Source organism: Pseudomonas sp. L13 (genome assembly GCF_009935965.1).
GTDB classification, from domain to species: Bacteria; Pseudomonadota; Gammaproteobacteria; order Pseudomonadales; family Pseudomonadaceae; genus Aquipseudomonas; species Aquipseudomonas lactis.
Genome location: NZ_QODJ01000044.1, coordinates 42,876 through 53,482, shown reverse-complemented (window position 1 = coordinate 53,482; position 10,607 = coordinate 42,876). Strand labels below are relative to the sequence as shown.

The window sequence follows — 10,607 nt, the reverse complement described above, 5'->3', positions numbered from 1 at the left end:
AGCGTGGTTTAACGGGGCGCCTGAGATCAAGATCAAAAGCAGATCAAGAGCGACTCGCTTCGCATCGTGGTTACCGTCTGCAGTTACAACCCACAAAGTTGTGTAGATACCTATGGCCATCGCAGGCAAGCCTGCTCCCACATGTGGAAGTGTGAATACCTTCAAGTGTGGGAGCTGGCTTGCCTGCGATAGCTATCTGGCAGTCACTGCTGATCGGCCTGATACGCCTCAATCACTTCCTGCGCCGCCCGAAATGCATCAATCGCCGCCGGCACTCCGGCATACACCGCGCAATGCAGCAGCGCTTCGCGAATCTCCTCAACCGTACAGCCGTTATTCAGCGCACCGCGCACATGCCCCTTGAGTTCCTGCGGGCACTTGAGGGCGGTGAGGGCGGCGAGGGTGATCAGGCTGCGGGTCTTGAGTGGCAAACCTTCGCGGTTCCAGACGCTGCCCCACGCGTGCTCATTGACGAAGTCCTGCAGCGGTTGGGTGAACGCCGTGGCATTGCCCAGGGCGCGGTCGACGAACACATCGCCCATGACCTGGCGACGTACTTCAACCCCTGGCTTTTTCTGATCGGTCATTGCGATTCCCTCTGGTGTTGGCGGTGCCAGGCGCGCAGTGAGGTGAATAACAGCAGAGCGCCTAACGCCGGCAGGACGTAATACAGCATCAATTGTTCAAGTTTGTTGGCCAGCGGCATGCCAGTGGTGAAGGCCATGACATGCAGGCCGTAGGCCAGGTACAGCCCCAGCAACACCAGCCCTTCGATGCGCGTTACCCGGTAGCCGGTATAAAACACCGGCAGGCACAGGATGATGGCGCCGAGCATCACCGGTAAATCGAAGTCCAGGGCGTTGGGCGAGACCGACAGCGGCGTCGGCGCCACCAGGGCGGTAAACCCCAGCACGCCGAGCAGGTTGAACAGGTTGCTGCCGATCACGTTGCCCACGGCGATCTCCCGTTCGCCACGCAAGGCGGCGATCAGCGACGTGGCCAGGCACGGCAGCGAGGTGCCGACGCCGATCAGCGTCAGGCCGATGACGCGCTCCGACAGGCCCAGGTCGCCCGCCACGTCCACCGCTGCGCCGAGTAACAAATGCCCGGCCAGCACCAGCACCAGCAAGCCGCCGAGCATCAGCAGCACACTGCTCAGCCATGGCGCCTTGGTCACGGTGTCGAGGGTGCGTGGGCGGCGGGAATGCCGCGTCTGGTAGTGCAATACGCCCAGGTAGGCCAGCAGCGCCACCAGTAGCACGGCGCCATCGAAGGGCGTCAGCATTTCATTGGCGGCCAGGATAAACACCAGCAGGCCGGCGACGATCATCACCGGGATATCCACGCGCACCAGCTGCCGCGAGACTCGCAGTGGAATGATCAGTGCGGACAAGCCCAGGGTCACGAGGATATTGAAGATGCTGCTGCCGATGACGCTGCCCACGGCAATGTCCGTATTGCCAGCCAGCGTGGCCTGCAGGCTCACGGTCATCTGTGGCGCACTGCTGCCGAAGGCGACGATGCTCAAGCCGATGATCAGTGGCCGCACCTTGAGGCTGGCCGCCAGGCGCACCGCAGCGCGCACCAGGATTTCAGCGCCGACGATCAGCAATATCAGGCCGCCCACCAGTTCGAGCAGGCTCCAGGGCGAGAGGGCGTTCAATCCGAAAATGCTCAAGGCTGCCTCGATCAGTTGTTCAAGGCTTGCACGCGAACCCGCGCGGTGCCGCTGCTCAGCATGCGCAGTTGCTCGGCAGCCTTGCGTGAAAGGTCGATCAGGCGGCCACGGGTGTGCGGGCCGCGATCAGTGATACGCACCACGACAGAACGGTTGTTGTCGAGGTTGGTCACCTTGACCTGGGTGCCGAAGGGCAGGCGCCGATGGGCGGCGGTCAAGGCGTTCTGGTTGAAAGGTTCACCGCTGGCAGTTCTCTTGCCATGGTGCTTGGCGCCGTAATAGGACGCGGTGCCGGTTTCGTCGTAGCCGTTGGGGTCGATGAGGCCGCTGGCGCAACCGGCCAGCAGGGAGGACAAGGCCAGTAGACCGAGTAGACGCTTCATTGTCGGGAAGTCCCAGATGTAAATGTGGGAGCTGGCTTGCCTGCGATAGCGTCGGCTCGGTGTAACTGAAACACCGAGGTGCCTGAATCGCAGGCAAGCCAGCTCCCACAAAAGGTCGGGGTGTAGGTGAAACTCCACTCCAACCATTTCACTGCAATCAGCCTTCGAGCTTGCTTTTGAGCAGTTCGTTCACCTGTTGCGGGTTGGCTTTGCCCTTGGAGGCTTTCATCGCCTGGCCGACAAAGAAGCCGAACATCTTGCCGCGCTTGGCTTCGTCTGCCGCGCGGTATTGCTCGACCTGCTCGGCATTGGCCGCGAGCATTTCATCGAGTACGGCCGAGATGGCGCCGCTGTCGGTGACTTGCTTGAGGCCACGCTTCTCGATGATCTCGTCGGCATTGCCTTCACCGGCGGCCATCGCTTCGAACACGGTCTTGGCAATTTTGCCGGAGATGGTGTTGTCCTTGATGCGCAGTAGCATGCCGCCCAGTTGCTCGGCGGTGACCGGCGCTTCATCGATTTCCAGGCCCTGTTTGTTCAACAGGCTGCCCAGCTCGACCATCACCCAGTTGGCCGCCAGCTTGGCGTCGCCGGCAATGCTTACGACTTTTTCGAAGTAGTTGGCTTGCTCACGGCTGGAGGCCAGAACGCTGGCATCGTAGACGGACAGGCCGAACTGCTCCTGGAAACGCTCGCGTTTTTGCTGCGGCAACTCCGGCAGGGTGGCGCGGATATCATTGAGGAACGAGTCCTCCAGCACTACCGGCAACAGGTCCGGGTCGGGGAAGTAACGGTAGTCGTTGGCTTCCTCTTTGCTGCGCATGGCGCGGGTTTCGTCTTTGTTCGGGTCGTACAGGCGCGTTTGCTGGATCACCTTGCCGCCGTCTTCGATCAGCTCGATCTGGCGACGCACTTCGCTGTTGATCGCCTTCTCGATGAAGCGGAAGGAGTTGACGTTCTTGATCTCGCAGCGGGTGCCGAACTCGACCTGGCCCTTGGGACGGATCGATACGTTGCAGTCGCAACGCAGCGAGCCTTCGGCCATGTTGCCGTCGCAGATGCCCAGGTAGCGCACCAGTGCGTGGATGGTCTTGACGTAGGCCACGGCTTCCTTGGCGCTGCGCATGTCCGGCTCGGACACGATTTCCAGCAGCGGCGTGCCGGCACGGTTCAGGTCGATGCCGGTCGCGCCCGGGAATTCTTCGTGCAGGCTTTTGCCTGCGTCTTCTTCCAGGTGCGCACGGGTCACGCCGACGCGCTTGATGGTGCCGTCTTCCAGAGGAATGTCCAGGTGGCCCTTGCCGACAATCGGCAGTTCCATCTGGCTGATCTGATAGCCCTTGGGCAGGTCCGGGTAGAAGTAGTTCTTGCGCGCAAACACGTTGTGCTGGCCGATCTCGGCGTCAATCGCCAGGCCGAACATCACCGCCATGCGCACCGCTTCCTGGTTCAGCACCGGCAGCACGCCGGGCATGCCCAGGTCTACCAGGCTGGCCTGGGTATTGGGCTCAGAGCCGAACGTGGTGGCGCTACCGGAGAAAATCTTCGATTGGGTGGCGAGCTGGGTATGAATCTCCAGCCCGATCACAACTTCCCATTGCATAGTGTTCTCCTCAGAAGCCGGTAGGGGTGCGGGTGTGCCAGTCGGTGTTCAACTGGTACTGGTGCGCCACATTGAGCAGGCGGCCTTCCTGGAAATACGGGGCGAGCAATTGCACGCCCACCGGCAGGCCATCGACGAAACCTGCGGGCATGGACAAGCCCGGCAAGCCCGCGAGGTTGGCGGTGATGGTGTAGAGGTCTTCCAGGTACTCGGCGATCGGGTCGCCGGTCTTGGCGCCGATCTTCCACGCCAGGTTCGGCGCGGTCGGGCCGAGGATCACATCGACTTCTTCAAAGGCGGCCATGAAGTCGTTTTTGATCAGGCGACGGATTTTCTGCGCCTTGAGGTAGTACGCGTCGTAGTAGCCGGCCGACAGGGCGTAGGCGCCGACCATGATCCGGCGTTGCACTTCACTGCCGAAGCCTTCGCCACGGGAGCGTTTGTACAGGTCGGTGAGGTCTTTCGGGTTCTCGCAGCGGTAGCCGAAGCGCACGCCGTCGAAACGCGACAGGTTGGAAGACGCCTCTGCTGGCGCGATCACGTAGTAGGCGGGAATCGCGTGCTGGTTGTTCGGCAGGCTGATTTCCTTGATCACGGCGCCCAGCTTTTCCAGCTCCTTGATGCTGTTTTGCACCAGCTCGGCGATACGCGGGTCGAGGCCGGCGCTGAAGTATTCCTTCGGCACGCCGATGCGCAGGCCCTTGATCGAAGTGTTCAGGCTGGCGCTGTAGTCCGGCACTGGCTCGTCGATGCTGGTGGAGTCCTGTTTATCGAAGCCTGCCATGCCTTGTAACAATATTGCGCAGTCTTCAGCCGTGCGTGCCAGAGGGCCGCCCTGATCGAGACTTGAGGCGTAGGCGATCATGCCCCAGCGGGAAACGCGACCGTAGGTCGGCTTCAGGCCGGTGAGGTTGGTGAACGCAGCTGGCTGGCGGATCGAACCGCCGGTGTCGGTGGCGGTAGCGGCGGGCAGGAAGCGCGCAGCCACGGCCGCAGCCGAGCCACCGGACGAACCGCCCGGTACGTGTTCCAGGTTCCACGGGTTTTTCACCGCGCCGTAGTAGCTCGACTCGTTGGCCGACCCCATGGCGAATTCGTCCATGTTGGTCTTGCCCAGGGTCACGGCCCCGGCAGCGGCCAGCTTGGCGACCACAGTGGCGTCGTAGGGCGCCTTGAAGTTGTCGAGCATCTTCGAGCCGCAGCTGGTGCGAATGCCCTGGGTGCAGAACAGGTCCTTGTGGGCGATCGGTGCGCCAAGCAGCGCGCCGTTCTCACCGTTGGCGCGACGGGCGTCGGCGGCCTTGGCCTGGCTCAGGGCCAGCTCCTCGGTGAGGCTGATGAAGCTGTTGACCTTCGGATCGAGCGCGGCGATACGCGCCAGCAAGGTCTGGGTCAGCTCTTCGCTGGAAAACGATTTGTCGGCGAGACCACGGGCGATCTCGGCCAGAGTCATGTGATGCATGAAAGGCTCTTTCCCTTTAGTCGATGACTTTCGGAACCAGGTACAGGCCGTTTTCGACCGCTGGCGCGATGGACTGGTAGGCCTCGCGATTATTGCGTTCGGTCACGACGTCTGCGCGCAGGCGCTGGCTGGCTTCCAGTGGGTGAGCCAGGGGCTCGATGCCGTCGGTATTCACGGCTTGCATTTGGTCGACCAGCCCGAGAATGCTGTTCAGGGCTGCGGTGGTCTGTGGAAGATCGGCATCATTAAGGCCAAGCGAGGCCAAATGTGCGATTTTTTCCACGTCGGAGCGTTCAAGCGCCATGGGATTCTCCAGTGGAAAACAGAACGGAGGGCGTCCGTGTGTTAGATTGTCGGAACACTACCGCATTTCTACGGTCATAAGGCCGCGATTGTGGGGGTTGGTGCACAGAAAGTCGGCCAATTTAGCACATTGGCGCCTTGCCCAAAATCCCTGTCGTTGTTAGAGTTTGCCGCACTTTTTTACCCACGCGTTGCCTAGGGTCCTTTCCCCATGTTCAAGAAACTGCGTGGCATGTTTTCCAGCGATCTCTCCATTGACCTGGGCACTGCCAACACCCTTATTTACGTGCGCGAGCGCGGTATCGTTCTGAATGAGCCATCGGTTGTGGCCATTCGGACCCATGGTAATCAGAAAAGTGTCGTTGCCGTTGGCACCGAGGCCAAGCGCATGCTCGGCCGTACACCAGGCAATATTGCTGCCATTCGTCCGATGAAGGATGGCGTGATCGCCGATTTCAGCGTCTGCGAAAAGATGCTGCAGTACTTCATCAACAAAGTTCACGAAAACAGTTTTCTGCAGCCCAGCCCTCGCGTGCTGATCTGCGTTCCGTGCAAGTCCACCCAGGTTGAGCGTCGCGCCATCCGTGAATCGGCCCTTGGCGCCGGTGCCCGTGAAGTCTTCCTGATCGAAGAGCCGATGGCCGCTGCGATCGGTGCCGGCCTGCCGGTTGAGGAAGCACGCGGTTCGATGGTGGTGGATATCGGTGGTGGTACTACCGAGATCGCCCTGATTTCCCTGAACGGTGTGGTGTATGCCGAGTCCGTACGCGTGGGTGGCGACCGCTTCGACGAAGCGATCATCACGTATGTGCGTCGTAACTACGGCAGCCTGATCGGCGAATCCACCGCCGAGCGCATCAAGCAGGAAATCGGCACCGCTTACCCAGGCGGTGAGGTGCGCGAAGTCGATGTGCGCGGTCGCAACCTGGCCGAAGGCGTTCCACGTGCTTTCACCCTGAACTCCAATGAAGTGCTGGAGGCTCTGCAAGAGTCCCTGGCCACCATCGTTCAGGCCGTGAAAAGCGCCCTGGAGCAATCGCCGCCGGAGCTGGCTTCCGATATCGCCGAGCGTGGCCTGGTACTGACCGGTGGTGGCGCCTTGCTGCGCGACCTCGACAAGTTGCTGGCCCAGGAAACCGGCCTGCCGGTGATCGTCGCCGAAGACCCGCTGACCTGTGTTGCCCGTGGCGGTGGTCGTGCGCTGGAAATGATGGATAAACACACCATGGACCTGCTCTCCAGCGAATAAGATTGCCTGGATGGTTCATGCTTCGTCGGCAGGCAGCACTTTGCAGTGCTGCCTGTTGGCGTTTATCTTCTTCAATCTGCATCCAGGCCGGTTTGATGCCGTATGAATAAAGAGAACATTTGCCTGGGAGGAGCGGCTTATTAAACCGCTTTTCGCCAAAGGCCCCTCATTGGGTGTGCGCTTATTGGTGCTGACCGTGCTTTCGGTCGCGCTGATGGTGGTCGATGCCCGCTTTGCACTGCTCAAGCCGGTGCGTAGCCAGATGTCGCTGGTGTTGATGCAGACCTACTGGATCACCGACCTGCCGCAACGTCTCTTCCAGGGTGTGTCCAGCCAATTTGGCAGCCGCACCGAACTGGTCGCCGAGAACGAAAAACTCAAGACTGAAAACCTGCTGTTGCAGGGGCGCATGCAGAAGCTGGCGGCCCTCACCGAGCAGAACGTTCGGCTGCGCGAGTTGCTCAATTCTTCCGCACTGGTCAACGAAAAGGTCGAAGTGGCCGAGCTGATCGGCATGGACCCCAACCCCTTTACCCACCGCATCATCATCAACAAGGGTGAGCGCGACGGTGTGGTGCTTGGCCAGCCGGTGCTCGACGCCCGTGGCCTGATGGGCCAGGTGGTCGAGTTGATGCCCTACACCTCGCGGGTGCTGTTGCTGACGGACACGACCCACAGCATTCCGGTACAGGTCAACCGTAACGGCCTGCGCGCAATTGCCAGCGGCACCGGCAACCCGGAACGCCTGGAACTGCGCCATGTGGCCGACACTGCGGACATCAAGGAAGGCGACCTGCTGGTCAGCTCTGGCCTGGGCCAGCGCTTCCCGGCCGGCTATCCGGTGGCGACGGTCAAGGAAGTGATCCACGATTCCGGCCAGCCGTTCGCTATCGTTCGGGCGGTACCGACTGCCGCGCTGAACCGCAGCCGTTACCTGCTGTTGGTGTTCAGCGACAACCGTACCCCGGAAGAGCGTGCCAATGACGCCGCCCAGGCCCAGGAAGCGGAAGACCAGCAGAACGGCACAGCGCCTATCGTGCCGGCCACGGTGCCCAAACCTGCTTTTGTTGGTCCGCCTGCACCCGCGCCAGCGACGTCACCTGCGCCGGCAACGGCAGCACCTGTGGCAACCCCGGCCAAACCTGCGGCGCACAACGCGCGCCCGGCTAAGCCAGCGGCAGCCAAACCCCCGGCCACTACGCCGAGCACCGCTCCGGCCACTACACGGCAGAGGGAGGAATAATGGCCGGTACTCATTCGCGCAATGGCTGGATCGTCTGGCTGACCTTCGCCATCGGCTTGCTGCTCAGCGTCTCGCCGCTGCCGCAGTTCATGGAAATCCTGCGCCCGCTCTGGCTGGCCTTGTTGCTGGCGTTCTGGTCATTGAACCTGCCGCACAAGGTGGGCATGGTCACGGCGATGTGCCTGGGGTTGGCCGAAGATGTGCTGTATGGCACCTTGCTGGGCCAGAACGCGTTGATCCTCACCCTGATCACCTTCTTGGTGCTGTCGCTGCAGCAGCGCTTGCGCATGTTTCCGATGTGGCAGCAATGCCTGGTTATCCTGGTGATCTTCGGCCTGGCGCAGTTGGTGCAACTGTGGCTCAGCGCGTTGACCGGCAATCGCCAGCCGACCCTGGCGCTGGTCTTGCCGGCGCTGGTTAGTGCCTTGTTGTGGCCCTGGATCAGTTTTGGCCTGCGTGGGCTGCGTCGTCGCTATAAAATCAATTGAATGGATTGCGAGGCTCTGCCTGGTTATCGAACCCCACAGGGAGAGGCTGCAATGAATTCGCTTTATCTGGCCTCGGGCTCCCCGCGGCGACGTGAACTGCTGGCCCAGATCGGTGTGCCCTTCACCCTGATCAGCGCCGCTATTGATGAAACGCCCCTGAACGACGAACCTGCCGTTGCCTATGTCGAGCGCCTTGCGCGAGGCAAGGCGACGGCGGGTTTTGTTGCGCTTGGCCACACCTCGGGCATCTGCGTACTAGGGGCCGACACGGCGGTGATCGTGGATGGGCGGATCCTGGGCAAGCCGGTGGACCAGGCCGATGCGCTGGCCATGCTGATGGCCCTTTCCGGTCGTGAGCATGAAGTGCTTACCGCCGTTGCCCTGACCGACGGCCAGCAATGTGAAACCCGATGTGTCAGCAGCCGTGTACGTTTCCGCGAGGTTTCTGTGCAGGAGGCTACCACCTACTGGCACAGTGGCGAACCGCAGGACAAGGCCGGCGGCTATGCTATCCAAGGGCTGGGTTCGGTGTTTGTGGCCGGGCTTAATGGCAGTTATTCCGCCGTGGTGGGCCTGCCCGTCTGCGAAACCGCGCAACTGCTTGCCCAATTCGGCATACCCTGTTGGCAAAACCTTACCGTGTGCTGAACGCCGTATTCCAGCGCCAGCCTTAAGCGACCGGTCACTATTGTGAAAACGCCTGAACGAGACCCAGCCATGAGTGAAGAGATTCTGATCAATATCACGCCGATGGAATCGCGCGTGGCGGTGGTAGAGAACGGTGTTCTGCAAGAAGTGCATGTCGAGCGCACCCAGAAACGCGGAATCGTCGGCAATATCTACAAGGGCAAGGTGGTGCGCGTATTACCGGGCATGCAGGCGGCCTTCGTCGACATCGGCCTGGACCGTGCAGCGTTTATCCATGCCTCGGAAATTTCCCTGCGCGAAGGCCCTGCGGTGGAAAGCATCAGCGCCCTGGTGCACGAGGGCCAGAGCCTGGTGGTGCAAGTCACCAAGGACCCTATCGGTTCCAAGGGCGCCCGCTTGACCACCCAGTTGTCGATTCCCTCGCGCTACCTGGTGTACATGCCGCGCACCGCCCATGTGGGCATTTCCCTGAAGATCGAAGATGAAGCCGAGCGCGAGCGCCTGAAGAAGGTGGTCAGCGACTGCGTCGCCGCCGAGGGCATCAAGGAAGCGGGCGGGTTTATCCTGCGCACCGCCGCAGAAGGTGCTGGCGCGGATGAAATCCTCATGGATATTCGCTACCTGCGGCGCCTGTGGGACCAGATCGACGCACAGATCAAGACCATTGGCGCGCCCAGCGTCATTTATGAAGACCTCGGCCTGGCGTTGCGCACGCTGCGCGACCTGGTCAGCCCGAAGATCGAGAAAATTCGCATCGACTCGCGGGAAACCTTCCAGCGCACCACGCAGTTTGTTGCTGAGTTGATGCCAGAAATCGCCGATCGCCTGGAACACTACCCCGGCGAGCGGCCGATCTTCGACCTGTATGGCGTCGAAGACGAAATCCAGAAAGCCCTGGAACGCAAGGTGCCACTCAAATCCGGCGGCTATCTGGTGGTGGACCCGGCAGAAGCCATGACCACCATCGACGTCAATACCGGTGCATTCGTGGGCCATCGCAACCTTGAAGAGACCATCTTCAAGACCAACCTCGAAGCGGCCACCGCCATCGCTCGTCAACTGCGCCTGCGTAACCTGGGCGGCATCATCATCATCGACTTCATCGACATGGAAGATGAAGAGCACCAGCGCCAGGTGCTGCGTACGCTTGAGAAGCAACTGGAGCGCGATCACGCCAAGACCAACATCATCGGCATCACCGAGTTGGGCCTGGTGCAGATGACCCGCAAGCGCACGCGCGAAAGCCTCGAGCAAGTGCTGTGCGAGCCGTGTAGCAGTTGCCAGGGGCGCGGCAAGTTGAAGACCCCTGAAACGGTTTGCTACGAGATTTTTCGCGAGATCCTGCGCGAGGCACGCGCCTACCAGGCCGAAGGTTATAGAGTACTTGCCAATCAGAAGGTGGTGGATCGCCTGCTGGACGAAGAGTCCGGTAACGTCGCCGAACTGGAAAGTTTTATCGGTCGCACCATTCGCTTCCAGGTCGAAACCATGTATTCACAGGAACAATACGACGTGGTGTTGCTCTGATCCCCAGCTGTGCACTTTCTTCG

General features: G+C 61.1%; 11 protein-coding genes. 5 read left to right on the top strand and 6 right to left on the bottom strand.

Annotated features, from left to right (window positions below; genetic code table 11):
• Nucleotides 1-203 precede the first annotated feature (203 nt).
• The 6 genes from DK871_RS20380 to gatC all read right to left on the bottom strand — a co-directional run bounded on the left by DK871_RS20380 (nucleotide 204) and on the right by gatC (nucleotide 5,430).
• The gene (locus DK871_RS20380) at nucleotides 204-587 is read right to left on the bottom strand and encodes a carboxymuconolactone decarboxylase family protein (protein ID WP_044271602.1); all 384 of its coding nucleotides are present in this window, start codon (nucleotides 585-587) and stop codon (nucleotides 204-206) included.
• Entirely contained in the window at nucleotides 584-1,639 is a 1,056-nt protein-coding gene (locus DK871_RS20375) for a calcium/sodium antiporter (protein WP_161906424.1), read from the bottom strand. The genes DK871_RS20380 and DK871_RS20375 overlap by 4 nt, the downstream gene beginning before the upstream one ends.
• A gap of 50 nt (nucleotides 1,640-1,689) precedes the next feature.
• A complete protein-coding gene (locus DK871_RS20370) occupies nucleotides 1,690-2,061 on the bottom strand; it encodes a septal ring lytic transglycosylase RlpA family protein (RefSeq protein WP_044271607.1) in 372 nt (123 codons plus the stop codon).
• Between the two features lie 157 nt (nucleotides 2,062-2,218).
• A complete protein-coding gene (gene gatB / locus DK871_RS20365; RefSeq protein WP_005784800.1) occupies nucleotides 2,219-3,664 on the bottom strand; it encodes an Asp-tRNA(Asn)/Glu-tRNA(Gln) amidotransferase subunit GatB in 1,446 nt (481 codons plus the stop codon).
• A 10-nt stretch (nucleotides 3,665-3,674) separates the two neighbouring features.
• Nucleotides 3,675-5,126 (bottom strand): Asp-tRNA(Asn)/Glu-tRNA(Gln) amidotransferase subunit GatA, encoded by a 1,452-nt coding sequence (gene gatA / locus DK871_RS20360; protein ID WP_014716920.1) that lies wholly within the window; start codon nucleotides 5,124-5,126, stop codon nucleotides 3,675-3,677.
• A gap of 16 nt (nucleotides 5,127-5,142) precedes the next feature.
• A complete protein-coding gene (gatC, locus tag DK871_RS20355; protein WP_003188556.1) occupies nucleotides 5,143-5,430 on the bottom strand; it encodes an Asp-tRNA(Asn)/Glu-tRNA(Gln) amidotransferase subunit GatC in 288 nt (95 codons plus the stop codon).
• 210 nt (nucleotides 5,431-5,640) lie between these two features.
• Between gatC and mreB the strand changes: the two genes are divergently transcribed.
• From mreB to rng, 5 genes are all read left to right on the top strand, one after another.
• Entirely contained in the window at nucleotides 5,641-6,678 is a 1,038-nt protein-coding gene (gene mreB, locus DK871_RS20350) for a rod shape-determining protein MreB (protein ID WP_002555108.1), read from the top strand.
• A 139-nt stretch (nucleotides 6,679-6,817) separates the two neighbouring features.
• Nucleotides 6,818-7,921 (top strand): rod shape-determining protein MreC, encoded by a 1,104-nt coding sequence (gene mreC / locus DK871_RS20345; RefSeq protein WP_161906423.1) that lies wholly within the window; start codon nucleotides 6,818-6,820, stop codon nucleotides 7,919-7,921.
• Nucleotides 7,921-8,409, top strand: a complete 489-nt coding sequence (mreD, locus tag DK871_RS20340; protein ID WP_003188558.1) for a rod shape-determining protein MreD — start codon at nucleotides 7,921-7,923, stop codon at nucleotides 8,407-8,409. Before mreC ends, mreD begins: the two co-directional genes overlap by 1 nt.
• Before the next feature lie 51 nt (nucleotides 8,410-8,460).
• Complete coding sequence (locus DK871_RS20335) at nucleotides 8,461-9,057, top strand: nucleoside triphosphate pyrophosphatase (RefSeq protein ID WP_161906421.1); 597 nt, start codon at nucleotides 8,461-8,463, stop codon at nucleotides 9,055-9,057.
• Between the two features lie 69 nt (nucleotides 9,058-9,126).
• Nucleotides 9,127-10,584, top strand: coding sequence for a ribonuclease G (gene rng, locus DK871_RS20330; protein ID WP_003188562.1), 1,458 nt, complete (start codon nucleotides 9,127-9,129; stop codon nucleotides 10,582-10,584).
• The last annotated feature ends 23 nt before the right edge of the window (nucleotides 10,585-10,607 follow it).

Excerpts from the sequence above, each read along its gene's own strand:
- rng (WP_003188562.1), top strand. The coding sequence starts at position 9,127 with ATGAGTGAAGAGATTCTGATCAATATCACGCCGATGGAATCGCGCGTG.
- gatC (WP_003188556.1), bottom strand. The coding sequence starts at position 5,430 with ATGGCGCTTGAACGCTCCGACGTGGAAAAAATCGCACATTTGGCCTCG.
- gatA (WP_014716920.1), bottom strand. The coding sequence starts at position 5,126 with ATGCATCACATGACTCTGGCCGAGATCGCCCGTGGTCTCGCCGACAAA.
- mreB (WP_002555108.1), top strand. The coding sequence starts at position 5,641 with ATGTTCAAGAAACTGCGTGGCATGTTTTCCAGCGATCTCTCCATTGAC.
- DK871_RS20380 (WP_044271602.1), bottom strand. The coding sequence starts at position 587 with ATGACCGATCAGAAAAAGCCAGGGGTTGAAGTACGTCGCCAGGTCATG.
- mreD (WP_003188558.1), top strand. The coding sequence starts at position 7,921 with ATGGCCGGTACTCATTCGCGCAATGGCTGGATCGTCTGGCTGACCTTC.
- DK871_RS20335 (WP_161906421.1), top strand. The coding sequence starts at position 8,461 with ATGAATTCGCTTTATCTGGCCTCGGGCTCCCCGCGGCGACGTGAACTG.
- gatB (WP_005784800.1), bottom strand. The coding sequence starts at position 3,664 with ATGCAATGGGAAGTTGTGATCGGGCTGGAGATTCATACCCAGCTCGCC.
- DK871_RS20370 (WP_044271607.1), bottom strand. The coding sequence starts at position 2,061 with ATGAAGCGTCTACTCGGTCTACTGGCCTTGTCCTCCCTGCTGGCCGGT.